Genomic DNA, 26,438 nt, shown 5'->3' with positions numbered 1-26,438 from the left:
TCAGCGGCGCTCGGCGCGCAAGGCGTCGATGCGCCGGTCCTTCTCGATCCAGAGCTGGTTGACCCAGTTCTGGACCGTCTCGCGAAACGCCGCATCATTCTCGTAATCGCCCTGCCACAGCGCGGGGTCGAGTTCGCGGGTGTTGATGTCGATGATGACCCTCGGCACGTTGCCGCTGATCAAATCCCAGAACCCCGGAATCTTCTGCTGCGGATACACCACCGTCACATCGAGAATGGTGTCCAGCTGTTCACCCATCGCTGCCAGTACAAACGCCACGCCGCCAGCCTTGGGCTTGAGCAGATGCGTGAACGGTGACTGCTGCTGAGCGCTTTTCACCGAGGTGTAGCGGGTGCCTTCCAGATAATTGACCACCGTTACCGGCTGGCGCTTGAACAGTTCGCACGCGGCTTTGGTGATGTCCAGATCCTTGCCCGCCAACTCCGGGTTTTTCGCTAGAAACGCCTTGGTGTAGCGCTTCATGAACGGGTAATCCAGCGCCCACCACGCCAGGCCCAGAAACGGTACCCAGATCAGTTCTTTCTTGAGGAAGAATTTGAAAAACGGCGTGCGCCGGTTGAGTGTCTGGATCAGCGCCGGGATATCGACCCAGGACTGATGGTTGCTGATCACCAGATAAGACGTGTCGCGGCGCAAGTCATCGCCACCCCACACGTCCCATTGGGTGGGGATGCACAGACGGAAGATCAACTTGTCGATCTCGGCCCAGGTCTCGGCGATCCACATCACCGCCTTGGATGCGTAATCACGCCAGCGGCCGGGCAGGACCAGTTTGAGCAGGGCAAACACCATCAATGGCCCGAACAGGACCAGCGTGTTGAGCAACAGCAGCAGGGTAACGAAACAGCCGGTGAGCAGGCGGCGCATAAGTAACTCTTGAAAGCGTTTGGGCGCGTCATGATAAGCAGCTTCGGGCGACAGGCCAAATCGGTGGTGACGAATGTTTCACCTTCTTGGCAGTATGCTTGCAGCGTTGTGAGAGCACTTGTGGCGAGGGAGCTTGCTCCCGCTCGGCTGCGCAGCAGTCGTAAAACCGGTTCGTGCGATTTCCCTGAGACGCCCCGGTGCATGGTTTTGGGGCCGCTTCGCAGCCCAGCGGGAGCAAGCTCCCTCGCCACAGAAGTTTGTGGCAGTCCAACTATCGTTGTGTTTTGCGGTCTAGAGTTCGGCCTCTGCGCTCCTATTTTCCAAAAAGGACATCCATCACGTGAAATCCCTCCTCGCACTGCTTTCCCTCGTGGCCCTGCCGGTCCTGGCCGCCGAGCCGACCCTGTACGGGCGCTACGAATACATTGCGCTGCCGGAAATCGGCGGCGAAGTCCTCAAGGCCAAAATGGACACCGGCGCCCTGACCGCGTCGCTGTCGGCCAAGGACATTGAAACCTTCACCCGTGACGGCGATGAATGGGTGCGCTTCCGCCTCGCTACCAAAGACGCCAGCAACAAGGTCTACGAGCACAAGGTCGCGCGGATCAGCAAGATCAAGACCCGCTCCGAAGAAGACGAGGATGAAGATGCAGCGGCGCCCACCAAGCGTCCGGTGGTCGATCTGGAACTGTGCCTGGGCAACGTCAAGCGCACGGTCGAGGTCAACCTGACCGACCGCAGCAGCTTCAACTACCCGCTGCTGATCGGTGCCAAAGCCCTGCGTGAATTCGGCGCGGCCGTGAACCCGGCGCGGCGTTTCACCGCCGACAAGCCCGACTGCTGATTTCCAGTGGTCTCATTGACGTGAGGTGAGGCTTGGGGCACCGTTCGCCCACTCAACTGCCGGGCTCGGACGCCATGCCTCATATCCTGATTGTCGAAGACGAAGCGGCGATTGCCGACACCCTGATTTTCGCCTTGCAGGGCGAAGGGTTCACCACGACGTGGCTGAGCCTCGGCGCCGCCGCGCTGGACCATCAGCGGCAGACACCGGCCGATCTGATCATTCTCGACATCGGCCTGCCGGACATCAGCGGCTTCGAAACCTGCAAGCAACTGCGGCGTTTCAGCGACGTGCCGGTGATTTTTCTCAGTGCCCGCGATGCGGAAATCGACCGCGTCGTGGGCCTGGAGATCGGCGCCGACGATTACGTGGTCAAGCCGTTCAGCCCACGGGAAGTGGCAGCGCGCGTCCGAGCCATCCTCAAACGCATGGCGCCTCGCGTAGCGGTCGAGACGGGATCGTTACTGTTTCGCATCGACAGCGAGCGGGTGCAGATCAGCTATCGCGGCCAGTTGCTGACCCTGACGCGCCATGAATTCCGTCTGCTGCAATGCCTGCTCGAACAACCTGAGCGCGTCTTCAGCCGCGAGCAATTGCTCGATGCGCTGGGTGTTGCCGCCGATGCCGGGTACGAGCGCAGCATCGACAGCCACATCAAGAGCGTGCGCGCCAAGTTGCGTCAGGTGAAGGTCGACGCCGAGCCGATCCAGACCCATCGCGGCCTCGGTTACAGCTACAGCCCGGGGCACAGCTGATGCCATTGGGGATCCGGATTTTCCTGGTCTATGTGCTGTTCATCGGCCTGACGGGTTACTTTGTGCTCAGCACCGTGATGGAAGAAATCCGCCCCGGTGTGCGTCAGTCCACCGAAGAAACCCTGGTCGACACCGCCAACCTGATGGCCGAAATCCTGCGCGACGACTTCAAGGCCGGCACCCTCAACCAGAACCGCTGGCCGGAACTGCTCAGGGCCTATGGCGAGCGGCAGCCAAAAGCCAGTATCTGGGGGCTGCCGAAGAATCAGGTCAACCACCGGATCTACGTCACTGACGCGAAGGGCATCGTGGTCCTGGATTCCAGTGGTGTGGCGGTGGGCCAGGATTACTCGCGCTGGAACGACGTTCTGCTGACCTTGCGCGGCGAGTACGGCGCGCGCTCCAGTCGCAGCGACCCGAACGATGCCAACTCCTCGGTGATGCACGTTGGCGCGCCGATCCGCGATAACGGCCGGATCATTGGCGTGGTCACCGTGGCCAAACCCAACAGCTCGCTGCAGCCTTATGTCGATCGCACCGAGCGTCGATTGCTCGCGTATGGCGCCGGGCTGATCGGCCTCGGTCTGCTGTTCGGCGCGCTGCTGTCGTGGTGGTTGAGCGCGGCGCTGCGGCGCTTGACCGCTTATGCGAAAGCCGTGAGCGAAGGGCGGCGGGTCGAGGTTCCGCATTATCGCGGCGGCGAAATGGAGCAACTGGCGACCGCTGTGGAGCAGATGCGCACGCAGCTCGAAGGCAAAGCCTATGTCGAGCGTTATGTGCACACGCTGACCCATGAACTGAAAAGCCCGCTGGCGGCGATTCGCGGCGCGGCGGAGTTGCTGCAGGGTGAGATGCCGTTGGCTCAACAGCAGCGATTCGTCAGCAACATCGACAGCGAAAGCGTGCGGATGCAGCAGTTGATCGAGCGACTGCTGAATCTGGCTCAGGTTGAGCAACGCCAAGGGCTGGAAGAACGAGTGGCCGTGCCGTTGGCGGGGCTGGTCGATGAGTTGCTGAATGCGCAGGCCGCGCGCATCGAAGGCAAGCAGTTGCGCGTGGAGCAGGCGATTCCAGCGGATCTGACGATCACTGGCGAGCCGTTTCTGTTGCGTCAGGCGCTGGGCAACCTGCTGGAAAATGCGCTGGATTTTACGCCGGCGAATGGCGTGCTGCGATTCAGCGCGAAGCCGGTTGGGGAGCAGATTGAATTCAAACTGTTCAACCAGGCCGAGGCCATTCCCGACTACGCGTTGCCGCGATTGAGTGAGCGCTTCTATTCCTTGCCGCGTCCGGACAGCGGGCGCAAGAGCACCGGGTTGGGGCTTAACTTTGTTGAGGAAGTGGTGAAGTTGCATGGTGGGGCGATGAGCATTGGCAATGTCGAGGGCGGGGTTGAAGTGACGTTGCGCCTGGCTTAGGACCGAGTCGCGGCCAATCGCGAGCAGGCTCGCTCCCACAAGGGGGCGGTGGTGTTCACACAATGTGTGTTTCACCGCAAAACCACTGTGGGAGCGAGCCTGCTCGCGAAGAGGCCGGCCCAGTCTCCACACACTCTCCATATTCCCTCCATAAACCCCACACACTCCGATCCCAGACTCTCCCCATCCAAACAGGGAGAGTCCCATGAATCGAAATCTGACCATAAAACTCGGGGCCATTGCCCTGCTGATTCTGTTGTTGCTGATCCCGTTGCTGATGATCAACGGCGTGATCCAGGACCGTCAGCAACTGCGCGATGGTGTACTCGAAGACATCGCACGCAGTTCCAGCTACAGCCAGCGACTGAGCGGACCGTTGATGGTGGTGCCGTATCGCAAAGTGGTGCGCACCTGGAAACTCAACGAAAAAACCAACGAGCGTTACCAGGAAGTCGGAGAAGAGCGCGGCCGTTTGTACTTCCTGCCGGAGCGTTTCGAACTCGACGGCCAGGTTCAGACCGAGCTGCGTGCGCGGGGCATTTACGAGGCGCGGCTGTTCCATGCCGATAACCGCATCAGCGGGCACTTCTCGGTCCCGGCACAACTGGGCATCAAGGAAAACTTCGCCGATTACCAGTTCGATCAGCCGTTCCTTGCAGTCGGGATCAGCGACATTCGTGGCATCGAGAACGCGCTGAAACTGGAACTCAATGACCTGCGCCTGGACTTCGTGCCGGGCAGCCAGGTGGGCTGGCTGGGCGAGGGTGTGCATGTGACGTTGCCAGCGCTGAACACCACGCAAGCCACAGAGCTGGCTTTCGGTTTCGACCTGCGTTTACAAGGCACTGGCCAGTTGCAAGTCCTCCCGGTGGGCAAGACAAGCAAGGTGTCGCTGGAGGCCAACTGGCCGCATCCGAGCTTCATTGGCAACTATCTGCCGGCCCAGCGCGAAGTCTCCGATCAGGGCTTCACGGCCAACTGGCAGACAACGTTTTTCTCCACCAACCTGCAAGAAGCCCTGAGCAGCTGCGTATCCGGCAACGACTGTGAAGCGTTCAATGGCCGCAGCTTTGGCGTGAGCTTCATCGATCCAGTGGACCAGTATTTGAAAAGCGACCGGGCAATCAAATATGCACTGCTGTTCATCGTCCTGACCTTCGCGGGTTTCTTCCTCTTCGAAGTCCTGAAAAGCCTGACGGTGCACCCGGTGCAATACGCGCTGGTGGGCGTGGCGCTGGCGTTCTTCTACCTGTTGTTGCTGTCGTTGTCCGAGCACATCGGTTTTGCCCTGGCGTATCTGTTGTCGGCGAGCGGTTGTGTGTTGTTGATTGGTTTCTATGTCTGCCACGTGCTGCGTAGCGTGCGCCACGGTTTGAGTTTTTCGGCGGGATTGGCGGCGTTGTATGGCCTGCTCTATGGCTTGTTGAGTGCAGAAGATTACGCGCTGCTGATGGGCTCGTTGCTGCTGTTCGGCTTGCTGGGCGTGTTCATGGTGCTGACCCGCAAACTGGATTGGTACGGGATCGGGCAGAAAGCAGCCAAGCCGCTGGAGTTTGATATCGGGGTGGTGGAATGAGCCGGTCGTTGGGGTTGCGTGAGGATCAGCGGGAGGGTGAGGTGTTGGCGACGCTGATATTCGGGTTGTTTCCGGTAGATCCGGTGTGGTGCATTCGCGAGCAGGCTCGCTCCCACAAGGGATCTTCAGTGAACACAAAATGTATGCACACCACGGATCAAAATGTGGGAGCGAGCTTGCTCGCGATGAGGTCGGCCCAGTCAGCGAAAATCTAAACCTTCGGCATCGTCGCCACCATCGAAGGCCGCTGACTCACCTCGAAATACCACGCGGCCAACTGCGGATTCGACTCGCGCCATTCCAGATCCGGATGGCGCAGATCCAGGTAACCCAACGCACACGCCACACTGATCGCCGCCACATCGAAATGGCTGGTCAGCTCGGCAATCGCGTCTTTTTCCAGCAGCGCCAAACCGCGACGAATCTTGTCGCGCTGGCCGTCGAGCCATTCGTCCCAGTGTTTTTCCGGGGCGCGCAGGGCGACTTCGTAACGCACCAGCACCGCAGCGTCCATGATCCCGTCAGCCAGGGAGGCCAGGGTCAGGCGGCGCCAGCGGGCCGAGCCTTCGCGCGGGATCAGCGGGTTGCCGACGTGCTGGTGGTCGAGGTAATCGAGGATCACCCGGCTGTCGTGGATGACGTTGCCGTCCGCCAGGCGCAGGGCCGGGATTTTGCTCAGCGGGTTGTCGTCGATAAGCGGCAGGTCCGGGGCGACCGGGGTCAGCACACAGTTCTGCAGGGCGACGCGGTCTTGCTGACCGGTTTCGTGCAGCAGCACCATGACTTTGCGAACGAAGGGTGACAACGGGTTGTGGTAAAGGGTCATGCTGGGGGCGGACATGGCAGCGTCTCGGTCGGTGGACAGTGTCGGGAGCATAGCGCGTTGGGCCGACAGCCTGTAGGAGCAAAGCTTGCTCGCGAAGGGATCGCCTCGGTGAGTCAGTCAGGCCGCGCTGACCCCTTCGCGAGCAAGCTTTGCTCCTACAGGGTTTTGCGCTGGAGCAAGCCGCGCAGGGCGAGGATTGCAGGAACGCCCAGCCCCAGCCAGCTAAGGGCATCCCACACGCCATCGCCCAGTAACGCAGCAAACAACCCCGCCGCGCTGAGCAGGGCGATGACGGTTGGCGTGGCGAAGACCTTCCAGAAATTTGACTGTCGGGGTTTCATGCCACGCTCTCCGCTTTCTCCAGTACGGGTTTTGCGGCTTTGCGCCGGACCACCCACAGGTAAACCCCGCTGCCGAGCACGATGATGGTCAGCACATCGAGGGTCGCCCAGAGGATCTTCATCGGCATGCCGCCGTAATCGCCGAAGTGCAGCGGCTGCGACATGCCCATGGCGTCCATGTACCACGGCCTTTCAGCCACGGCGGTGACCTGCAATGTACTGGCGTCGATCAGCACCGGCGTCAGCAAGTGCGAGGTCAGGTGCGTGCTGCCCTTCATGAACACCGCGTAATGGTGTTCGCTGGAAAATCGCGTGCCGGGGAAGGCGATGAAGTCTGGCTGCATACCGGGCGCGACTTCCTTGGCGATGTCGAGCAGGCGGGTGGCCGGCGCCAGTTGTGTCAGCGGCGGGGCGTCGCGGTACGGCGCGACCATCGCACTCAGGCTGTCGTTGCGCCACGCGGCAATCAACAGATCGGCGCAAGCACTGATGACGCCGGTGACACCGACCACCAGCGCCCAGGTCAGGGTGACGACACCGATCAGGTTGTGCAGGTCGAGCCAGCGCAGGCGAGTGGATTTGTCCTGGCGCACGGTGGCGAATTTCAAGCGGCGCATGAACGGCAGGTACAGCACCGTCCCGGACACGATCGCCACCACAAACAGAATGCCCATGAACGCCAGCAGCAGCTTGCCCGGCAGGCCGGCAAACATGTCTACGTGCAGGCGCAGCATGACCATCATGAAGCCGCCGTTGGCCGACGGCATTTCCAGCGCCTCGCCGGTGCGGGCGTCGAGCATGAAGGTGTGGGACGAATTCGGTTCGGTACCGGCGGTGGCCGCCATAATCGCGATCGCGGCGTTGGGTTCGTCTTCATCGAAGCCGAAATACTGCATGACTTCGCCGGGACGATGTTTTTCCGCGGCCTGCACCAACTGCTGCAAATTCAGCTGCGGGGTATCGGCCGGCATTGGCTTCAGCTCGGCGGCATCGCCCAGCAAGTGGTCGATCTCGTGATGGAAGATCAACGGCAAGCCGGTCAGCGCCAGCATCAGCAGGAAGACCGTGCAGATCAGGCTGGTCCAGGTGTGGACGAAGGACCAGCGGCGAATTGTTTTGCTTTTCATTTCTCAGCCTTCAGAAATACCAAAGCCGTCCTCGAAGGACGGCCTGGTTGCAGCGCGTATCAAATCAAGTGTTTACCACTTGTAGGTGGCACTGGCGACGACACTACGTGTGTCGCCGTAGTAGCAGTAGAAACTGTCGCAAGTGGAGATGTATTCCTTATCGAACAGGTTGGTAGCGTTCAGTGCCACGGACGCACCTTTCAGACTGTTGTCCAGGCGACCCAAGTCGTAATGGACCGAGGCATCGAACACGGTATAGGCATTGGCCTTGCCCAGCTCGGTGTTGCCCTGATCGCCATAGGTGTTGCCGGTGTAGCGAACGCCGCCGCCGATACCGAAGCCATCCAGCACGCCGTTGTGCCAGGTGTAATCAGTCCACAGCGAAGCCTGCTGGTTAGGCATCAGTTGCAGGCGGTTGCCTTTGAAGTTGCCTTTTTGCACTTCGGACTTGGCCAGGGTGTAGGCGGCAATAACCTTGAGGTTCTCGGTCACGTCGGAAACGGCTTCCAGCTCCAGGCCCTTGACCTTCACTTCACCGGTCTGGCTGGTGATCGAGGCGCCGTTCGAGTTGGTGGTGGTGACGGAAACGTTTTTCTGGGTCAGGTCGTACACCGCGGCGCTCAGCAAGGTATCGCTGCCCGGTGGCTGATACTTGATGCCCAGTTCCCATTGCTCGCCTTCGGTCGGTTTGAAGGACTCGGTCGGTGAGGCGGTGGCGTTGCTGGTTGGCTGGAACGACTCGGCGTACGACAGGTACGGCACGATGCCGTTGTCGAACACATAGCTGATCGCGGCGTTGCCGCTGAAGTTGCTATCGCGCTCGGTGTTGGTGGCATCGCCCTTGTTGATGAACTTGGTGCCGGTGTGGACCCAGTCCTCACGACCACCGAGGGTCAGGCGCCATTGGTCCAGTGCCATCTGGTCCTGGACGTACAGACCGGTCTGATAGGTCTTCTGGTTGTAGTCATAGAACGCAGAGGAGCGTGGCGGACGAACGATTGGTTGGCCATAGATCGGGTTAATGACGTTAGTGGTCAGGCCATTGCCGAAGATCGAGGTGTAGTTGGTATTGCTGCGTTGGTGATCGAGGCCGATCAACAGGGTGTGGCGAATGTCGCCGGTGGCGAAGTCGGCCTGGAAATTGTTATCCACGGCGAACTGGCTGATGTCTTCGTCGGTCGTTGTACTGGTACGGCCGACATTACCGTTGGCATCGACCTGGGTGAAGGGGTAAGCGCCAGGGGTGAGGCCCTGGAAGGCCAGGTCGGACTTGGTATAGCGCAGGTTCTGCCGGAACTGCCAGACATCGTTCAGACGATGTTCGAAGGCATAACCCAGTGCGTAGTAGGTACGGTCGTAGTATTCCCAGTCCGGGTCGCCCAGATTCTTATGGTGGGAAATCTCGCCCAGTGGCGAATGAATCCGGGTGCCCTGTACTGGCAGGAACTGGCTGGTGATGCCGGTATCGTCACGGGTGAACTGCGTGAGCAGGGTGAACTTGGTGTCTTCGTCGATGTTCCAGGTCAGGCTCGGTGCGATGTTGTAGCGCTTGTTATCGACGTGATCGATCTGGGTGCCACTGTCGCGCACTACGCCGCTCAGGCCATAGAGGAACTGGCCTTCGTCGTCGATCTTGCCGGTGCTGGCGAAGTTGATCTGGCGGTGGTTGTCACTGCCGTATTGCACCTGGATTTCATTGCTGGATTCGGCGCTGGGACGACGGCTGACCATGTCCAGCAAGCCGCCCGGCGGGGTCTGGCCGTAGATCGACGAAGCCGGGCCGCGCAGCAGGGCGAGGCGGTCGAGGTTCCAGGTTTCCGGTTTCGGGTTGGCGTACACGCCTCTTGGCAGCGGCAGGCCATCGAGGAACTGGGTCGGTTCAAAGCCGCGCACGCGCAACCAGTCGGCGCGGGTATCGCTGCCATAGCTGCTGGCGGTGATGCCGGGCATGTAGCGCACGGCGTCATCGAGGCTGTGCACGCTGCGGTCGTCCATTTGTTCGCGGGTGGCGATCGAAATCGAACGCGGTGCTTCGACCAGCGCGGTGTCGGTCTTGGTGCCGGCGGCCGTACGCTTGGCCAGGTAACCCTCCACCGGGCCCCAGGCGCTTTCAGTGTTTTCCACGCCGATGATGGCCGTTTCCGGCAGCGCCATCACACCTTCAGGCGCGGCCACAAGGCTGTAGGTGCCGGTGCTGCTCTGTTCCAGTTGCAGACCGGTGCCATTCAGCGCCGCGCGCAGGGCGCCAACGGCATCGTACTGGCCGTTGACCGGTGCCGACGTCTTGCCCGCTGCCAGCGCCGGATTCAGCGACAACGCCAGGCCAGACTGGCTGGCGATCTGGTTCAACGTGCTGGCCAATGGCGCGGCCGGAAGGTTGTAGGCGCGAACGCTGGATGCCTGTTCAGCTGCGACCAGTTGGCTGCTGGCCAGAGGGGTGCAAAAGGCAATGGCGACCGCCAGCAAACTGGGGCGCAACAAGGTGTCTAGTGAACGCGACATACGGCGGCTCCTGAAAGGGAATACTTCTCAATTGCCTAGGTGCCGAACGAAAAACCAAAAGTGATAGGGCTGGATGAAAATAATTTCGATTCAGTAATTGTGGTGAGGCTGAGGGCCTCTTCGCGGGCAAGCCATGCTCTACAGGTTTTGTGTCGAACGGTAATTCTGTGGACGACACAAAACCTGTAGAGCATGGCTTGCCCGCGAAGGCGTCCGCTCAGACGACATCATGCTCAGGGCTTGGCATCCGCCTTCGCCACCGTCACCCACCATTGCGTGTGCTGCTCGATCTGCACCGGTAAGGTCGGCAACAGGGCGCTCAACGCCAGATCGGTATCGTGCAGCGGAAAACTGCCGGTGATCCGCAGGTCGGCAACCTCTGGCGCAACGCCCAGATGCCCTCGACGATAGCGCCCGAGTTCATGGACCAGATCCTCCAGGCGCGCGTTGTCCACCACCAGCATGCCGCGGGTCCAGGCATCGGCGCCGAGGTTGAGCGCGATGATCGGACCCAGTCCATTGCTGCGCATCAGCACTTGCTGGCCTTCGCGCAGAATCTGTTCTTCAGGGCTCGACTCGGGATGGGCGGCCACGGCGGACTGCAACACGCTCAGGCGCGTGCCTTCTTCCTCGCGCTTGACCAGGAAACGCGTGCCGAGTGCGCGCATGCTGCCTTCGCGGGTTTCGACGATAAACGGCCGGGCATCGCCATGGCCGGTTTCGACGAGGATTTCCCCGTCCTGAAGAATCACCCGGCGCTGCTTCTCATCAAAGCGCACGTCCACGGCACTGTGGGTATTGAGGTTGATCACGGTGCCGTCGCTCAGGCGCAAGGTGCGTTGCTCGCCGGTGGCGGTGCGCTTATCGGCCAGCCAATAGTCGACCGGCAGATAACGCTCACCGGCGAACAGCGCCAAACCAATCACCGCCACGATGCTCGCCACGCCGCTGCCCAGCTTGCGCACACGTCGGCGAATGCTTTCGCGCGATTGCAGCAACGCGGAGCGGGCCGGGCCGCTGGCCACGCTGAAACGCTGATCGAGCATGCCCAACTGGCGCCAGGCACGGGCGTGCTCTTCGTGGGCGGCGTGCCATTTGGCGAACTCTTCGCGCTCCACCGGGTTGCTGGAATCCAGCGACAATTGCCAGGCAATCGCCGCGTCCAGCACTTGCGCCGAAACCGGTTTGGAACTGACCGGGCTCATACCGGCTCACCGTACAACGCGATGTAGCACTGACGAATGCCCTGAGCCAGGTATTGACGCACCCGCGGCACCGACACCCCCAGTCGCTGGGCGATTTCCGCGTGGCCAAGGCCGTCGAGACGGTTGTAGAGAAACGCTGCCCGGGCTTTGCTGGAGAGTTTGCCGAGCAGGCGATCGATGTTTTTCAGGTCTTCGAGGATCAGTTGCTGTTCCTCCACCGACGGTTGCTCGCCTTCGGGGATCAGCATCAGTTCAGTGAGGTAAGCCTGTTCCAGCGCGGCACGGCGGAAGTAGTCGAACAGCAGGCCCTTGGCGATCGCCACCAGAAACGCCCGAGGTTCGCGGGGTTCGTTCAGTTGATCACGGCCCAGCAAGCGCACGAAGGTGTCCTGACTCAGGTCTTCGGCCCGTTGCGGACAGGCGACATTGCGTCGAAGCCAGGCCAATAGCCAGCTGCGGTGGTCGCGATATAACGCACCGACGAGCTCACTGTGGGGGCTTTGGACTGACGACACGCAGCATCACCGATTGGGAAGTATTAACTAACGAGAATTGTTCGCGATTGTGGCAGAGGCGGGGGAGGTAAGCAATTGGCCACTGGTCAGGTGGGTGCAGTTAGACCGCGTTATCGTTCTTCGCTGGCAAGCCATGCTCCTACGGGTTTTGTGTCGTTCACAGAATTAGGGAACGACACAAAACCCGTAGGAGCATGGCTTGCCCGCGAAGGCGTCAGAACAGGCACCGGAAATTTAGAACGAAGGCGTTCGCTGCCTGCGCTTCCACTGACTCACCCGCTGCTGCAGATTCAACGGACTATGAATCTGCTGCTGCCGCGCCCGGCTGAACAGGATCAACGCCAGTTCCGCAGTCGCCAGCGCATCGGCACTGGCGTTATGACGCTCGAACACTTCGAGCTTGAACCAGTCGATCCACTCATCCAGCCCCGCCTCGCGGATATGCGCCTGCGGGCACAGCAGCGGGGCGATGTCCGCCACATCAAGAAACGGATGCTGCAGCTTGTAACCCAGATGATCCTTCAACGCGCGCCCGAGCATGTGCTGGTCAAACGGCGCATGAAACGCCAGCACCGGACTGTCGCCCACAAACTCCATGAATTCGAGCAAGGCCTGCGCCGGATCACTGCCGGCAGCGATCGCACTCGGCCCCAAGCCGTGAATCAATACGCTGGGCGCCAATTTCATATCCGTGCATTGCAGGGTACGTTCGAACTGCTGACTGAAGTCGATCCCGCCGTCTTCAATGACCACCGCGCCAATGGACAGCACCCGATCCTTGTTTATATTCAACCCGGTGGTTTCCAGGTCCAGCACCACCCAGCGCTGTTCGCGCAGGCTGCATTCGCTCAGATCTGCTCCCACCGGCAAGTCTTTCAGACGTTGCTGCAACTCGCTGGACAGCATCGGACTTGCCGGGCGCAGCCATGAAAACAGGCTCATAGCTGATACCGCAGCGTCAGGCTGCTTTGCAGGCGTTGGGCCTGGCGCAGGGATTCGCGCAGGATGCGTCGGTCCAGATGATTGAGGCTGTCGGGATCGACCCGGTTGGAGTAGGGCAAGTTCTCCCGGGTCTGTAGCTGATGTTGCTGCATGCGGGTTTGCTGGATGAAGTGATACGCCTCTTCGTACGCCGCACCGTCCAGCCGTTCGATGACCTCTTTTTCGACCAGTTGGCGAAAGCGCTCCAGCGTATTGTTGGCCTCGATGCCGTGGGCCAGTGCGAGCAATCGGGCGCCATCGACAAAGGGCGTCAGGCCCTGGACTTTCAGGTCCAGCGTCGCCTTCTCGCCATTCTTGCGCGCCAGCACGAACTCGCGGAAACGGCCTACGGGCGGGCGGTTACGCAGGGCGTTTTCGGCCATCATCCGCTGGAACAGCCGGTTGTCGGCGACCTGATCGAGAATCCCACGGCGCAACTGATCGCAGCTTTGCTCGTCACCCCAGACCACGCGCAGGTCGAAATAGATGCTCGAACCCAGCAGGTTCTCCGGCGTCGCTTCACGAATAAACGCCGCAAAACGCCGTGCCCATTCGGCCCGGGACAAACACAGCTCGGGGTTGCCGGCCATGATGTTGCCCTTGCACAGGGTGAAACCGCACAGCGCCAGGCTCTGGTTGATGTGTTGAGCGATGGGCAGCAACTTGCCGCGAATCTCGGCGGCATGCGCCGCGTCCCGCGCTTCGAACAGAATGCCGTTGTCCTGATCGGTGTGCAGCGTTTGCTCGCGGCGACCTTCGCTGCCAAAACACAGCCAACTAAACGGCACGCCGGGGTCACCTTTCTCGGCGAGGGTCAGTTCGATCACCCGGCACACGGTGTGGTCGTTGAGCAGGGTGATGATGTGGGTGATCTGGGTCGAAGACGCACCGTGGGCCAGCATGCGCTCCACCAGTTGGCCGATTTCGCCGCGCATCGCCACCAGGTTTTCCACCTTCTGGGCGCTGCGGATGGTTCGCGCCAGGTGCACCAGATCGACCCGTTGCAGGGAAAACAGGTCACGTTCCGAGACCACGCCACACAGGCGCTGATCCTTGACCAGGCAAACGTGGGCGATATGCCGCTCGGTCATGGCAATCGCCGCATCGAAGGCGCTGTGGTCAGGCGTCAGGAAAAACGGCGCGTGGGTCATGTGCAATTCGATGGCTTCGTTGAAGTCGTTGGTGCCTTCGGCCACCACGTGACGCAGGTCGCGCAGGGTGAAAATGCCCAGCGGCGACTTGTGTTCATCGACCACCACGATGCTGCCGACCTGCTGCTCGTGCATCAGGGTCACGGCTTCGCGCAAAGGCGTTGCGGGGCTGCACGTCACCGGATGGCGCATGGCCAATTCGCCAAGGCGCGTATTCAGTGAATATTGAGTGCCGAGGGTTTCCACGGCTTTTTGCTGGACTTGCTGGTTGACCTGATCCAGCAAACTGCTGACGCCGCGTAGGGCAAAGTCGCGAAACGCGTTGGAAAGCGCGAACAGTTTGATGAATGCCAGCTTGTTCAGTTGTAGGCAAAAGGTGTCTTCGGCTGCCAGATGTTCGGTGCGCGTCGCACGTTCACCCAGCAGCGCGGCGAGGGGGAAGCACTCTCCGGTGGTGATTTCGAAGGTGGTTTCGGTGCCGCCCTTGGCCGTGTGGGGGCGTTCACCCACGACGCGGCCCTGTTTGACGATGTAGAAATGCTCAACCGGGCCATCGGCGGGCTTGATGATGCTTTCGCCGGGCGCATAAAAACGCAGCTGACACTGTTCCACCAGGTACGCCAGGTGAGCGTGTTCCATTTGATTGAAGGGCGGGAAACGCTGCAGGAATTGCAAAGTGCCCTGGATGTTCTGCAACACCGCGGTTTTCCCTGCCTGTATGAAGGCGTCCGTTTTACTCATAACCATGACCGCAGTCTTTTTTTCGAATTGTTGTTGTCGGATGACTTGTCCATGGTCGGCCCCGGAACGCAGGGTGCCCATTGGACGTAAGTCTAGGTCGGGCCTTCCGGTGATGAAGTTTCGGAAAAACCTTACGCAATTGTGGGAAGAATCTATCCTTTCCCCTATAGGAAATAAATCCGACGAAGTGCACATTCAAGGTCTGCTTAGCGATGTCTCACCACAGTGCTAGGAATGAAATTGAACATTTAGAGAACGCTATGTCCGACCACGATATTTTGAGCGACGCCGAGCGCGAGGCGCTGAGTGCCGTCATGCTGGAGCCCGACCTGCCGCCGCAACGGGTGCTGATCGTCGATGACGATAAGGATGCGCGTGAGCTGCTGTCGGAAATTCTGGGTCTAGATGGCATTCGTTGCATGACCGCGGCCAGCGGTGAAACCGCGCTCAAGATGCTGGATGAGATGCCATCGATCGGCTTGGTGATTACTGACCTGCGGATGGGACACATTGACGGCCTGGATTTGATCCGCAAAGTCCGTGAATCCGTTCGGGCAGCCATGCCGATCATCATCGTTTCGGGCGATGCCGACGTGAAGGACGCGATTGCCGCCATGCATTTGAGCGTGGTGGATTTCCTGCTGAAGCCAATCGATACCCGCAAACTGCTGGAATTGGTCAAGCATGAGCTGGGGATGGAGCCGTAGCGCTGAGGGCTTTTTGTGGCGAGGGAGCTTGCTCCCGCTGGGCTGCGAAGCGGCCCCAATATGGGCGACCTTATGTCGCCTGACATACCGCATCCGCTGAATTTACGACTGCTTCGCCGTCGAACGGGAGCAAGCTCCCTCGCCACAGGAAACGCGGCCACATGAAAAAGCCCTGATCTTTCGATCAGGGCTTTTTAATGACACGGCATCAACGCTCAGTTACAGGCCATTCGCAGCCTTGAACTCGCGACGACGACGGTGCAGGACCGGCTCGGTGTAGCCGTTCGGCTGTTTGGTGCCTTCAACCACCAGTTCGACCGCCGCCTGGAAGGCGATGTTGCTGTCGAAATTCGGTGCCAGCGGACGGTACAGCGCGTCGTTGGCGTTCTGACGGTCAACCACCGGGGCCATGCGCTTGAGGCTTTCCATCACTTGCTCTTCGGTGACGATACCGTGGCGCAGCCAGTTGGCGATGTGCTGGCTGGAAATCCGCAGCGTGGCACGGTCTTCCATCAGGCCGACGTCGTTGATGTCCGGCACTTTCGAGCAGCCAACACCCTGGTCGATCCAGCGCACCACGTAACCGAGAATGCCCTGGGCGTTGTTGTCCAGTTCGTTCTTGATCTGTTCCGCGGTCCACTGCGGGTTTACCGCCAGCGGGATGGTCAGGATGTCGTCCACCGACGCGCGGGCACGTTTGGCCAGTTCGGCCTGACGGGCGAACACGTCGACCTTGTGGTAGTGCAACGCGTGCAGTGCAGCTGCTGTCGGCGATGGAACCCAGGCGGTGTTGGCACCGGCCAGCGGGTGAGCGATTTTTTGTTCGAGCATCGCCGCCATCAGGTCCGGCATGGCCCACATGCCTTTACCGATCTGCGCGCGACCTTGCAGGCCGGTGCTCAAACCGATATCGACGTTCCAGTTCTCGTAAGCGCCGATCCATTTTTCAGCCTTCATGTCCGCCTTGCGCACCATCGGGCCGGCTTCCATGGAGGTGTGGATTTCATCGCCCGTGCGGTCGAGGAAACCGGTGTTGATGAACACCACGCGCTCGCTGGCCGCCTTGATGCACGCCTTGAGGTTGATCGTGGTGCGGCGCTCCTCGTCCATGATTCCGACTTTCAGCGTGTTGCGCGGCAGGCCGAGTACGTCTTCGATGCGCCCGAACAGTTCGTTGGTGAACGCCGCTTCTTCCGGGCCGTGCATCTTCGGCTTCACGATGTAGACCGAACCGGTGCGGCTATTCTTGCGCGAGCTGTTGCCGTTGAGGCTGTGGATCGCCGCGAGGCTGGTCACCAGACCGTCGAGAATGCCTTCCGGAACTTCGTTGCCGTCTTTGTCGAGGATCGCGTCGATGGTCATCAGGTGACCAACGTTGCGCACGAACAGCAGCGAGCGACCGTGCAGGCTCAGTTCCTTGCCATCAACGCCGGTGTAGGTGCGGTCGGCGTTCATGGTGCGGGTAAAAGTCTGACCGCCCTTGGAGACTTCTTCCGACAGGTCGCCCTTCATCAGGCCGAGCCAGTTGCGGTAGATCACCACTTTGTCATCGGCATCGACGGCAGCAACGGAGTCTTCGCAGTCCATGATGGTGGTCAGCGCGGCTTCCATCAGGATGTCTTTGACACCGGCAGCGTCGGTCTGGCCGACCGGGGTGCTGGCGTCGATCTGGATTTCGAAGTGCAGGCCGTTGTTCTTCAGCAGGATCGCGGTCGGTGCATCCGCATCGCCGTGGAAACCGATCAGCTGAGCGTCGTTGCGCAGGCCGCTGTTGCTGCCACCTTTCAGGGCGACCACCAGTTTGCCGTCAACGATCTTGTAGCCGGTGGAATCGACGTGGGAGCCGGCGGCCAATGGCGCGGCTTCATCGAGGAAGGCGCGGGCGAAGGCGATGACCTTGTCGCCGCGAACCTTGTTGTAGCCTTTGCCTTTTTCCGCGCCGTCAGCTTCGCTGATGGCGTCGGTGCCATAGAGCGCGTCGTACAACGAGCCCCAGCGGGCATTCGAGGCGTTGAGCGCGAAGCGGGCGTTCATGACCGGCACCACGAGCTGTGGGCCGGCCATGCGGGCGATTTCGTCATCGACGTTTTGCGTCGTTGCCTGGAAATCAGCCGCTTCTGGCAGCAGATAACCGATGTCTTGCAAGAAGGCTTTATAAGCCACGGCGTCGTGCGCCTGACCGGCACGGGACTGGTGCCAGCCATCGATACGAGCCTGGAAATCATCGCGTTTGGCGAGTAGGGCTTTGTTCTTCGGCGCCAGGTCGTGAATGACCTTGTCGGCACCGGCCCAGAATTTGTCGGCGGTGAGGCCGGTTCCGGGAATGGCTTCGTTGTTCACGAAGTCGAACAGGACTTTGGCGACCTGCAGGCCACCGACTTGAACGTGTTCAGTCATTGCTTGCCTCACTCTGCTCAGCTATTTCGCTTTTCAGCTCTTCAAATTAACAATGAAGCCTCTGGCTATTTAAACCACAAACCCCTTCCACCAGTACATGCCATTTCGGGCGGCTGGGATGGAACCGATCAACGGCGTTGAGGCCTTGCTGATAGGGCTTTCAGGGCTGCGACCGCGCCTGTGGCAGACATCGATCCAACGTTATGTAGTGCGCGCTGCGGCATACTACATGATGAATTGCGGTTGTGAAAATTAGACTAATTACGTCGTTCTGCGACCCCATGACGCATTGCAGTCACGTCGGGGATGGGGATGTTCTCAAAAAAGTATGAGATTGTTCCAGTTAAATATAAAAAGTTGTACACGATTTGTGCTTTTCAGTTGAATCGCTGGTGCGCCATTCGCGGGCAAGCCTTGCTCCTACAGGTTTTGGGCCCGGTTACCAATTTTGTGAACGACACAAAACCCGTAGGAGCAAGGCTTGCCCGCGAAGGCGTCGGCCGATTCAACGTAGCAACAACCCTTGCCTATACTTCTCTTTCTATAACAAAAGAGGGCTGCGCCATGGACCACCTCGTACTCACTGTTTTCGCACCGGACAAACCTGGGCAGGTCGAGCGCATCGCCCAGTGCATTGCCGAGCACGGCGGCAACTGGCTGGAAAGCCGCATGTCACGCATGGCCGGGCAGTTTGCCGGGATTCTTCGGGTGGGCGTGCCGGCCGAGGCCTACGACGAATTGGTCGATGCCTTGCAGGCGTTGTCGGCCCATGGCATTCGCGTGCTGATTGCCGAAAGCGGCATCGAACAATCCTGCACCTGGAAACCAATTGCCATGGAACTTGTGGGCAATGATCGTCCGGGGATCGTGCGCGACATCACGCGTCTGTTGAGTGAGCAGGGGGTCAATCTGGAACGACTGGTTACCGAAGTGCGCCCGGCGCCGATGAGCAGCGAGCCGCTGTTCCACGCCGAAGCGATTCTCGCCGTGCCGCTGACGCTTTCTCTGGATGTGTTGCAGTCGCGCCTGGAAACCCTGGCGGACGATTTGATGGTGGAATTGGTCCTGCGCAGCGAACCCTGACAGGGTTATCCAAGTTATACGTGCACCTGCCTGTGGATAACCTGTAGAGACAGCCCGCCAGCCCACGCCGGCCGGGCTTCTTCATGAACTGATCAAAAAACCATCAGATTCAACAAGTTGCGCACAAACGCCGGGGATCACGCTGTGGATAACCTTGGGAAGGATCGATGCAGGCCACGAAATACGTGGCCTGTAGAGGTTCGTACGATTTTTGATCAGCTGCGACGGCGCAAACTTATCCACGCATCGACGCTGTAAACCGCCAGCCCGGCCCAGATAAAGATAAACGCCACCAGTGTGCTGGATGACAAGTGTTCGCCAAACAGCAGTACGGCTTGCAGCAGCACCAATGTCGGCGCCAGGTACTGGAGGAATCCCAGCGTGGTGTAGGGCAAATGCCGCGCGGCGGCGTTAAAACATACCAGCGGCACGAGGGTTACCGGCCCGGCGGCGACCAGCCACCAGGCTTCGGTAGTCGTCCAGAACTCGGGCTGAGCGCTCATGGCCGTCTGATTGAACAGCAGCCAGGCCATGGCAATCGGCACCAGCATCCAGGTTTCCACCACCAGACCGGGCAAGGCTTTGACCGGCGCCTGCTTGCGGATCAAACCGTAGAAGCCAAACGTCAGCGCCAGCACCAGCGACACCCACGGCAGACTGCCGACCTGCCACACCTGTTGCGCCACACCGACCGCGGCCAGACCCACCGCGATCCACTGCATGCGTCGCAGCCGTTCGCCGAGGATCAACATCCCCAACAACACGTTCACCAGCGGGTTGATGTAGTAACCGAGGCTGGCTTCGAGCATGCGCCCGTTGTTCACCGACCAGACGTACGTCAGCCAGTTGGCCGCGATCAGCGTGCCGCTCAGCGCGAGGATCGCCAGCCGTTTCGGGTTGTCACGCAGCTCGCGCCACCAGCCCGGATGCTTCCACACCATCAGCAGCAAGGCGCCGAACAGCGCAGACCAGAGCACGCGGTGGATGATGATCTCCACGGCGGGCACGTTGGCGATGGCTTTGAAGTAGATCGGGAACAGGCCCCAGATGATGTAGGCACTCAGGCCCAGGATGTACCCGCGACGCGGGTTGGCGGCTTGCATGCAGAATCCTTGCTTAGGCAGCTAACAAAAAGGGGATTGTATAGGCATGTCAGGAGTTTTGTAGGAGCCGGCTTGCTGGCGATGAACGATAACGCGGTGTGTCAGGAGGACGGTGTCATCGTTCATCGCCAGCAAGCCGGCTCCTACCGGGGCTAGAACAACTTCAACGGTTCTTCGTTGAGCGCGGCCAACTGCTCACGCAACGCCAACACCTGATCCCCCCAATACCGCTCCGTACCGAACCACGGAAAACTGTGCGGGAACGCCGGGTCGTCCCAGCGACGCGCCAGCCAGGCGCTGTAGTGCATCAGGCGCAACGCGCGCAGCGGTTCGATCAGCGCCAGTTCCCGCGGGTCGAAGTCGTGAAATTCGTTGTAGCCGTCCATCAATTCCGACAACTGACCGAGACATTCCTGACGGTCGCCGGCGAGCATCATCCAGATGTCCTGCACCGCCGGGCCCATGCGGCAGTCGTCGAGGTCGACGATGTGGAACATCTCGTCGCGGCACATCATGTTGCCGGGGTGGCAATCGCCGTGCATACGGATGTTCTGGTGCGGCGTGGCTTTGTAGACCTCTTCGACACGCTTGAGCAGGTCGCGGGCGACGGACTCGTAGGCCGGCAGCAGGCTTTTGGGGATGAAATTGCCTTCGAGCAGCGTCGTCAGCGAATCGTGACCGAAGTTCTTCACGCCCAGCGCTTCGCGGTGATCGAAGGGTTTTGTCGAGCCCACGGCATGCAGGCGGCCGAGCAGTTGGCCCAGTCGATACAGCTGATCGAGATTGCCCGGCTCCGGCGCGCGTCCGCCACGGCGAGGGAACAGGGTGAAACGGAAACCGTTGTGTTCGTGCAGGCTGGCACCGTTGTGAATCATCGGCGCCACCACCGGCACGTCGCACTCGGCGAGTTCGAAGGTGAACTGGTGCTCTTCAAGAATCGCTTCGTTGGTCCAGCGCTGCGGGCGGTAGAACTTGGCGATCAGCGGTTCGGAGTCTTCGATGCCGACCTGATAGACGCGGTTCTCGTAGCTGTTGAGCGCCAGAATGCGCGCGTCGCTGAGAAAGCCGATGCTTTCGACGGCATCGAGCACGAGGTCTGGGGTGAGGGTTGCAAACGGGTGGGCCATGCTGACTCCTGCGCGCAGCAGGCTGCCGCGTCCGGCCAAGCATGGTAGCGCAGACGGGGCTTCTATAGTGGTTGGGCTTGAGATGAGTGTTGGTTGGGCTGGCGCCATCGCGAGCAGGCTCGCTCCCACATTCGATCTGCGACACACCGCAAATCACCTGTAGGAGCGAGCGGGCGGCGATCCGACTTGCCCGCGAAGAGGCCCGATCAGGCGCCGACGATCCCGCCATCCTCACGGGAAATCGCCATCACCGAAGACCGCGGCTTGCCATTCGGCAGATGCTCAGGGAACGTCGACCCACCGTTTTCCCCCGGATGCTGAATCCCGACAAACAGCGTCTTCTGATCCGGCGAGAAGCTGATCCCCGTCACCTCGCAGCCAATCGGCCCGACCATGAAGCGGCGGATCTCCCCGGTGACCGGGTCGGCGCAGAGCATCTGGTTGTTGCCCATGCCGGCAAAATCACCGGCGTTGCTCGAGTCGCCATCGGTCAGGATCCACAAGCGTCCGGCCTTGTCGAAATCCAGGCCATCCGGGCTGTTGAACATGTTTTGCGGCGTGATGTTCGACGAACCGCCCTTCGGCGTGCCGGCGTGGACACCCGGGTTGCCGGCGACCACAAACAGATCCCAGGCAAAGCTTTTCGAACCGTGGTCATCACGGTCGGTGCGCCAGCGCAGAATCTGCCCGTACACGTTCTTCTCGCGGGGGTTAGGCCCGCCCACCGGTTGACCGTCTTCACCGCGCTTGGCGTTGTTGGTCAGCGTGCAATAGACCTGGCCGTCCTTGGGGCTGACGACGATCCACTCCGGACGGTCCATGCGCGTAGCTTTCACCACCGTGGCCGCGAGGCGCGCGTGAATCAGCACCTCTGCCTGATTGGCAAAACCGCTGCTGGCGTCGATGCCGTTTTTGCCGTGGGTCAGTTCGATCCACTCGCCCTGGCCTTTCGGGTGATCGGCGTTGCCGTCGCCCGCGTCGAAGCGCGCCACGTACAAGGTGCCGTGGTCCAGCAGGTCACGATTGGCTTTCGGGTTTTTGTGGTTGATCTTGTCGCGGCTGACGAACTTGTAGATGAACTCGCCGCGCTCGTCGTCGCCCATGTACACCACGGCGTGGCCGTCATGGGTTTCGGCCAGGGCAGCGTTTTCATGTTTGAAACGGCCCAGTGCGGTGCGCTTGACGGGTGTCGACAGCGGATTGAACGGGTCGATTTCCACCACCCAGCCGTGACGGTTGAGTTCGTTGGGGTTTTTCGCCAGGTCGAATCGCTCGTCGTGTGGGTGCCAGTTGATCTCTTTGCTGGCGGCCACCACACCGTAGCGTTTCTGCGCGGCGTCGAATTTCTGTTCGGCATTGCTGCTGCCGAAGCAGTCGGTGAAGTTCTCTTCGCAGGTCAGGTAGGTGCCCCACGGCGTCTTGCCGTTGGCGCAGTTCTGGAAGGTGCCGAGGACGTTCTTACCGTGCGGGTCGGCGCTGGTTTTCAACAGGTCATGGCCGGCAGCGGGGCCGCTGAGGCTGATCGGCGCGTTACCGTGAATGCGACGGTTGTAGCGCGAGCCCTGAACGAATTGCCATTGCCCGTTCTTGCGTTGCACTTCGATCACCGACACGCCTTCGCAGGCCAGCGCCTTGCGCACTTCTTCCTTCGATTGCGGCATGCCGCCATGGGGGTAGAGGTAACGGTAGTTGGTGTATTCGTTGTTGATCGCCATCAGCGCGCGGTCTTTTTCACCCGGAAACTCGAACAGGCTCATGCCGTCGTTGTTGTCGCCGAACTGGCTTTCCTGATGTTCGGCGGAGCCGTTACCGCTCGGGTCGAATGCCGGACCGTTCTGTTGCAGCGGCTGGCCCCAGCTGATCAGCACCGAAGACTTGTAGCCCGGCGGCAGGGTAATGGCGTCGCTGGTGGCGGCGGGGATGCTGTCAAAACCCAACAGTTTGCTGGTGCCTGCGCTGACACTGGCCGCGAGCACGCTGCGGCTCAGCAGGTTGCCGCCGAGGAACATGGCTGCACCGCACAGGGCGCCCGCGCTGATGAAACCACGACGGCTGAGGCCGACCATGTTCTCGAGGTCGGTGTTCTGGTTGTCTTCTAATAGGCTCACATCAGGCTCCCTGCGGGTTTTTACAGTCACCTTAAAGAGCGTTAATGACGCTTGTGTTTCAGAGCGGTGTACCGAGCAACACGTTGGACGGCGCAAATTGCACCCGTACCGGTTTATCGGTGGCGAGGCCGTGGGTTTTCAAGTGCAGCGGTTCGGCCAGCGCGCATAACGTCTGGCCATTGGGCAGGCCGATGCGCACTTCACTGGGGCCGTCCTCGGCGTTGAGGATTTCTTCGATGGTGCCGGTCAGGTCATTGTGTCCGGGTGTTGCAGTGTCTTCGATGGCCAGCAGTTCGAGCCAGCCGGCCTTGATCAGGGCGACCACTTCCGTGCCGGGCTCCAGTTCCAGGCGCACGGTGCTGTCGTGGGTGATCTGCGCATCGAGACCCAGGCCTTCGGCCAGTTCAAGACGAATCAGGTCGTTGCGCCCCTGAGCTTCAATCGCCATGACCTTGCCGTGCAACTGATTGCGCGCGCTGGTTCTGAGCATCAGGCGGCCGAGCAGGTCCAGGTCGCTGGCGTCTTCGGCGGCTTCCAGCACCTGGGCCTGCAGTGTTTGCAGCTTTTGATACAGGCGCAATACGCGTTGGCCTTCGCTGGACAGCTTCGCACCACCACCGCCCTTGCCGCCGACACTGCGCTCCACCAGCGGCTTCTGCGCCAGGTTGTTCAACTCGTCGATGGCATCCCACGCGGCTTTGTAACTCAGCCCCGCGCTTTTCGCAGCGCGGGTGATCGAGCCCTGTTCGGCGATGTGTTGCAGCAATGCGATGCGCTGCGGGCGACGGACAATGTGCTGGGACAACAACGTAGGCAAGGACATGGCAAGGCGCTTTGGGCTGTGACGATGGGAGGACGTTGGCGGCTTGGGCTGCGGGAGTCAAGTCATGTGGAAATCCCTGTGGGAGCGAGACCGGCTTGCCGGCGATGGACGTTAACGATAACGCGTGCTTTCTGAACAAACGCGTCGCTCTTGAGTCCATCGCCGGCAAGCCGGTCTCGCTCCCACAGGTTTTGTGTTCTTGAGTCAAACCGCGTCGCCGGGTTTGGGCGTGCGCGCCAGGCAATAGACATCGACCCGCGAGGCGCCGGCATCCATCAACAGGTGTGCCAGGGCCTGGGCGGTCGCGCCAGTGGTCAGCACGTCGTCGACCAGCGCCAGGTGACGCCCCTTGATCACCGCATCGGGCATCTGGGCGAATGCGTTGTGCAGGTTCTTTTTGCGAGCCTCGGCCTTCAGGTCTTGTTGCGCGCTGGTGTCTTGAATCCTCTTGAGCAGCTGTTCTTCGCAGGGGATATCCAGGCTCGCGCTTAACCAGCGGGCCAGCATTGCAGCCTGATTGAACCCCCGGTGCCGCAGACGCCTGGTCGCCAGCGGCACCGGGACCAGCGCATCGGGTCGCTCCAGCGCTTCATCGAAGCGATGTTGTAGGTAATGAGCGAGAAGTTCGGCAAGCAGGCGGCCAAACGGCCATTTCGCGCTGTGCTTGAAGCGGGTGATCAGACTGTCGACTGGAAAACTGTAGGTCCACGGGGCGATCACTTGTTCGAAGGAGGGCGGCGCCTTCAAACATTGGCCGCAGGTCATGTCCGCCGCGGGCAAGGGCAGGGCGCAGGTCCGGCAGTGATCGCCGAGCCAGGGCAGGTCGGTTTCACACGCCGTGCAGATTGGCGTAGCTTCATCTGCCATCTCACCGCAAAGCAAACAGGGTTGTTTGTTTTTTAACCAGATGTAAACCGGTCCTTTGTATCGTGGTTGACAGCGCATCGCTCTTCCTTAAATATGCCGAACATCCGTGTCGCGTCTGTGGGTATTCCATTCCCCAGCCGCTAGCCAAGCATAATCAAGGAAACGCCCATGAGCGCCAGCACCTCTGCAACACTGCGTCATGACTGGTCTTTGGCCGAAGTCAAAGCACTCTTCGTTCAGCCATTCAACGACCTGCTGTTCCAGGCGCAGACCGTGCACCGCGCGCATTTCGACGCCAACCGCGTCCAGGTTTCCACGCTGCTCTCGATCAAGACCGGCGCCTGCCCGGAAGATTGCAAATATTGTCCGCAGTCCGGTCACTACAACACCGGCCTGGAAAAAGAAAAACTGATGGAAGTGCAGAAGGTCCTCGAAGAGGCTGCCCGCGCCAAGGCCATCGGTTCGACCCGTTTCTGCATGGGCGCGGCGTGGAAACACCCGTCGGCCAAAGACATGCCGTACGTGCTGGAGATGGTCAAGGGCGTGAAAGCCATGGGCCTGGAAACCTGCATGACCCTCGGTCGTCTGGATCAGGACCAGACCGAAGCGCTGGCCAAGGCCGGCCTCGATTACTACAACCACAACCTCGACACCTCGCCCGAGTTCTACGGCAGCATCATCACCACCCGCACGTACAGCGAGCGCCTGCAAACCCTGGCCTACGTGCGTGATTCGGGGATGAAGATCTGCTCCGGCGGCATCCTCGGCATGGGCGAGTCCCTCGATGACCGTGCCAACCTGCTGATCCAGCTGGCCAACCTGCCGGAGCATCCGGAATCGGTGCCGATCAACATGCTGGTGAAAGTCGCCGGTACGCCGTTGGAAAACGCCGAAGACATCGACCCGTTCGACTTCATCCGCATGCTCGCCGTCGCGCGCATCCTGATGCCGCAATCCCACGTGCGCCTGTCCGCCGGCCGCGAAGCGATGAACGAGCAGATGCAGGCCCTGGCGTTCTTTGCCGGTGCGAACTCGATTTTCTATGGCGACAAACTGCTGACCACCGCCAACCCGCAGGCCGACAAGGACATGCAACTGTTCTCGCGCCTGGGGATCCTGCCGGAAGCGCGTGAAGAGCATGCCGACGAAGTGCACCAGGCAGCCATCGAACAGGCGCTGGTGGAGCAGAAGAGCAGCGAGATGTTCTATAACGCTGCTGTTTGATCACCGCTGACCCCCTGTAGGAGCAAGGCTTGCCCGCGATCGGATCGCCACGGTCATTCAAACAGACAGAGGCGCATTCATCGCGAGCAAGCTTTGCTCCTGCAGAAGCTTTATCTCCTTCCTACTCGC

Annotated in this window: 22 protein-coding genes; 7 read left to right on the top strand and 15 right to left on the bottom strand. The window is 60.5% G+C overall.

Going from position 1 to position 26,438, the window contains the following annotated elements; genetic code table 11:
* A complete protein-coding gene (yihG, locus tag ACA066_RS26735) occupies positions 1–888 on the bottom strand; it encodes a 1-acylglycerol-3-phosphate O-acyltransferase, YihG family (protein ID WP_497697256.1) in 888 nt (295 codons plus the stop codon).
* A 340-nt stretch (positions 889–1,228) separates the two neighbouring features.
* On the opposite strand from yihG, the gene rloA2 reads away from it, so the two are divergent.
* The 4 genes from rloA2 to creD all read left to right on the top strand — a co-directional run bounded on the left by rloA2 (position 1,229) and on the right by creD (position 5,481).
* Entirely contained in the window at positions 1,229–1,732 is a 504-nt protein-coding gene (gene rloA2 / locus ACA066_RS26730) for a retropepsin-like aspartic peptidase RloA2 (protein WP_017341175.1), read from the top strand.
* Positions 1,733–1,806: 74 nt separating this feature from the next.
* Positions 1,807–2,487 (top strand): two-component system response regulator CreB, encoded by a 681-nt coding sequence (creB, locus tag ACA066_RS26725; protein WP_497697255.1) that lies wholly within the window; start codon positions 1,807–1,809, stop codon positions 2,485–2,487.
* Positions 2,487–3,905, top strand: a complete 1,419-nt coding sequence (creC, locus tag ACA066_RS26720) for a two-component system sensor histidine kinase CreC (RefSeq protein WP_497697254.1) — start codon at positions 2,487–2,489, stop codon at positions 3,903–3,905. Before creB ends, creC begins: the two co-directional genes overlap by 1 nt.
* 205 nt (positions 3,906–4,110) lie before the next feature.
* On the top strand, positions 4,111–5,481 hold the full coding sequence (creD, locus tag ACA066_RS26715; protein WP_497697253.1) for a cell envelope integrity protein CreD: 1,371 nt from the start codon (positions 4,111–4,113) through the stop codon (positions 5,479–5,481).
* A 211-nt stretch (positions 5,482–5,692) separates the two neighbouring features.
* Here the strand turns inward: creD and ACA066_RS26710 are convergent, their stop codons facing one another.
* The 8 genes from ACA066_RS26710 to ACA066_RS26675 form a co-directional block, all read right to left on the bottom strand.
* Positions 5,693–6,322: a glutathione S-transferase gene (locus tag ACA066_RS26710; RefSeq protein WP_497697252.1), complete on the bottom strand. Its 630-nt coding sequence runs from the start codon at positions 6,320–6,322 to the stop codon at positions 5,693–5,695.
* A gap of 140 nt (positions 6,323–6,462) precedes the next feature.
* On the bottom strand, positions 6,463–6,648 hold the full coding sequence (locus tag ACA066_RS26705; protein WP_497697251.1) for a hypothetical protein: 186 nt from the start codon (positions 6,646–6,648) through the stop codon (positions 6,463–6,465).
* Positions 6,645–7,775 carry a PepSY-associated TM helix domain-containing protein gene (locus tag ACA066_RS26700; RefSeq protein WP_497697250.1) on the bottom strand — a complete coding sequence of 377 codons (1,131 nt, stop codon included), beginning with the start codon at positions 7,773–7,775 and terminating at the stop codon, positions 6,645–6,647. The genes ACA066_RS26705 and ACA066_RS26700 overlap by 4 nt, the downstream gene beginning before the upstream one ends.
* Before the next feature lie 72 nt (positions 7,776–7,847).
* On the bottom strand, positions 7,848–10,277 hold the full coding sequence (locus ACA066_RS26695) for a TonB-dependent siderophore receptor (protein ID WP_497697249.1): 2,430 nt from the start codon (positions 10,275–10,277) through the stop codon (positions 7,848–7,850).
* A gap of 233 nt (positions 10,278–10,510) precedes the next feature.
* Positions 10,511–11,482, bottom strand: a complete 972-nt coding sequence (locus ACA066_RS26690) for a FecR domain-containing protein (RefSeq protein ID WP_497697248.1) — start codon at positions 11,480–11,482, stop codon at positions 10,511–10,513.
* On the bottom strand, positions 11,479–11,997 hold the full coding sequence (locus ACA066_RS26685; protein ID WP_214379308.1) for an RNA polymerase sigma factor: 519 nt from the start codon (positions 11,995–11,997) through the stop codon (positions 11,479–11,481). Before ACA066_RS26685 ends, ACA066_RS26690 begins: the two co-directional genes overlap by 4 nt.
* Positions 11,998–12,231: 234 nt before the next feature.
* Complete coding sequence (locus ACA066_RS26680) at positions 12,232–12,939, bottom strand: 3'-5' exonuclease (RefSeq protein ID WP_497697247.1); 708 nt, start codon at positions 12,937–12,939, stop codon at positions 12,232–12,234.
* Entirely contained in the window at positions 12,936–14,876 is a 1,941-nt protein-coding gene (locus ACA066_RS26675) for a putative nucleotidyltransferase substrate binding domain-containing protein (RefSeq protein ID WP_497697246.1), read from the bottom strand. The genes ACA066_RS26680 and ACA066_RS26675 overlap by 4 nt, the downstream gene beginning before the upstream one ends.
* Positions 14,877–15,130: 254 nt before the next feature.
* Between ACA066_RS26675 and ACA066_RS26670 the strand changes: the two genes are divergently transcribed.
* A complete protein-coding gene (locus ACA066_RS26670; RefSeq protein ID WP_497697245.1) occupies positions 15,131–15,577 on the top strand; it encodes a response regulator in 447 nt (148 codons plus the stop codon).
* A gap of 219 nt (positions 15,578–15,796) precedes the next feature.
* Here the strand turns inward: ACA066_RS26670 and ACA066_RS26665 are convergent, their stop codons facing one another.
* Entirely contained in the window at positions 15,797–17,974 is a 2,178-nt protein-coding gene (locus ACA066_RS26665; protein ID WP_497697244.1) for a malate synthase G, read from the bottom strand.
* A gap of 564 nt (positions 17,975–18,538) precedes the next feature.
* Between ACA066_RS26665 and ACA066_RS26660 the strand changes: the two genes are divergently transcribed.
* Entirely contained in the window at positions 18,539–19,057 is a 519-nt protein-coding gene (locus tag ACA066_RS26660; RefSeq protein ID WP_007947710.1) for a glycine cleavage system transcriptional repressor, read from the top strand.
* Positions 19,058–19,272: 215 nt separating this feature from the next.
* Here ACA066_RS26660 and rarD read toward each other — a convergent pair whose 3' ends face one another.
* From rarD to ACA066_RS26635, 5 genes are all read right to left on the bottom strand, one after another.
* Positions 19,273–20,160, bottom strand: coding sequence for an EamA family transporter RarD (rarD, locus tag ACA066_RS26655; RefSeq protein ID WP_214379298.1), 888 nt, complete (start codon positions 20,158–20,160; stop codon positions 19,273–19,275).
* 152 nt (positions 20,161–20,312) lie between these two features.
* Positions 20,313–21,287 (bottom strand): serine/threonine protein kinase, encoded by a 975-nt coding sequence (locus tag ACA066_RS26650; protein WP_497697243.1) that lies wholly within the window; start codon positions 21,285–21,287, stop codon positions 20,313–20,315.
* Between the two features lie 206 nt (positions 21,288–21,493).
* Positions 21,494–23,395 carry a PhoX family protein gene (locus ACA066_RS26645; protein ID WP_497697242.1) on the bottom strand — a complete coding sequence of 634 codons (1,902 nt, stop codon included), beginning with the start codon at positions 23,393–23,395 and terminating at the stop codon, positions 21,494–21,496.
* 58 nt (positions 23,396–23,453) lie between these two features.
* Positions 23,454–24,218, bottom strand: a complete 765-nt coding sequence (locus tag ACA066_RS26640; protein WP_497697241.1) for a TOBE domain-containing protein — start codon at positions 24,216–24,218, stop codon at positions 23,454–23,456.
* Positions 24,219–24,422: 204 nt separating this feature from the next.
* Positions 24,423–25,163 carry a double zinc ribbon domain-containing protein gene (locus ACA066_RS26635; protein WP_497697240.1) on the bottom strand — a complete coding sequence of 247 codons (741 nt, stop codon included), beginning with the start codon at positions 25,161–25,163 and terminating at the stop codon, positions 24,423–24,425.
* Positions 25,164–25,253: 90 nt separating this feature from the next.
* Between ACA066_RS26635 and bioB the strand changes: the two genes are divergently transcribed.
* The gene (gene bioB / locus ACA066_RS26630) at positions 25,254–26,309 is read left to right on the top strand and encodes a biotin synthase BioB (RefSeq protein ID WP_262168446.1); all 1,056 of its coding nucleotides are present in this window, start codon (positions 25,254–25,256) and stop codon (positions 26,307–26,309) included.
* The last annotated feature ends 129 nt before the right edge of the window (positions 26,310–26,438 follow it).

The sequence above is a fragment of the Pseudomonas sp. LBUM1651 genome (genome assembly GCF_059716135.1).
The sequence above is the reverse complement of the archived record's forward strand: the minus strand, read 5'-3'. Positions and strand labels throughout refer to the sequence as shown.

What these genes read in the sequence shown, in the direction of transcription:
- yihG (WP_497697256.1), bottom strand. Translation starts at nt 888, where the DNA reads ATGCGCCGCCTGCTCACCGGCTGTTTCGTTACCCTGCTGCTGTTGCTC.
- creB (WP_497697255.1), top strand. Translation starts at nt 1,807, where the DNA reads ATGCCTCATATCCTGATTGTCGAAGACGAAGCGGCGATTGCCGACACC.
- creC (WP_497697254.1), top strand. Translation starts at nt 2,487, where the DNA reads ATGCCATTGGGGATCCGGATTTTCCTGGTCTATGTGCTGTTCATCGGC.
- creD (WP_497697253.1), top strand. Translation starts at nt 4,111, where the DNA reads ATGAATCGAAATCTGACCATAAAACTCGGGGCCATTGCCCTGCTGATT.
- ACA066_RS26710 (WP_497697252.1), bottom strand. Translation starts at nt 6,322, where the DNA reads ATGTCCGCCCCCAGCATGACCCTTTACCACAACCCGTTGTCACCCTTC.
- ACA066_RS26705 (WP_497697251.1), bottom strand. Translation starts at nt 6,648, where the DNA reads ATGAAACCCCGACAGTCAAATTTCTGGAAGGTCTTCGCCACGCCAACC.
- ACA066_RS26700 (WP_497697250.1), bottom strand. Translation starts at nt 7,775, where the DNA reads ATGAAAAGCAAAACAATTCGCCGCTGGTCCTTCGTCCACACCTGGACC.
- ACA066_RS26695 (WP_497697249.1), bottom strand. Translation starts at nt 10,277, where the DNA reads ATGTCGCGTTCACTAGACACCTTGTTGCGCCCCAGTTTGCTGGCGGTC.
- ACA066_RS26690 (WP_497697248.1), bottom strand. Translation starts at nt 11,482, where the DNA reads ATGAGCCCGGTCAGTTCCAAACCGGTTTCGGCGCAAGTGCTGGACGCG.
- ACA066_RS26680 (WP_497697247.1), bottom strand. Translation starts at nt 12,939, where the DNA reads ATGAGCCTGTTTTCATGGCTGCGCCCGGCAAGTCCGATGCTGTCCAGC.
- ACA066_RS26675 (WP_497697246.1), bottom strand. Translation starts at nt 14,876, where the DNA reads ATGGTTATGAGTAAAACGGACGCCTTCATACAGGCAGGGAAAACCGCG.
- ACA066_RS26670 (WP_497697245.1), top strand. Translation starts at nt 15,131, where the DNA reads ATGTCCGACCACGATATTTTGAGCGACGCCGAGCGCGAGGCGCTGAGT.
- ACA066_RS26665 (WP_497697244.1), bottom strand. Translation starts at nt 17,974, where the DNA reads ATGACTGAACACGTTCAAGTCGGTGGCCTGCAGGTCGCCAAAGTCCTG.
- ACA066_RS26660 (WP_007947710.1), top strand. Translation starts at nt 18,539, where the DNA reads ATGGACCACCTCGTACTCACTGTTTTCGCACCGGACAAACCTGGGCAG.
- rarD (WP_214379298.1), bottom strand. Translation starts at nt 20,160, where the DNA reads ATGCAAGCCGCCAACCCGCGTCGCGGGTACATCCTGGGCCTGAGTGCC.
- ACA066_RS26650 (WP_497697243.1), bottom strand. Translation starts at nt 21,287, where the DNA reads ATGGCCCACCCGTTTGCAACCCTCACCCCAGACCTCGTGCTCGATGCC.
- ACA066_RS26640 (WP_497697241.1), bottom strand. Translation starts at nt 24,218, where the DNA reads ATGTCCTTGCCTACGTTGTTGTCCCAGCACATTGTCCGTCGCCCGCAG.
- ACA066_RS26635 (WP_497697240.1), bottom strand. Translation starts at nt 25,163, where the DNA reads ATGCGCTGTCAACCACGATACAAAGGACCGGTTTACATCTGGTTAAAA.
- bioB (WP_262168446.1), top strand. Translation starts at nt 25,254, where the DNA reads ATGAGCGCCAGCACCTCTGCAACACTGCGTCATGACTGGTCTTTGGCC.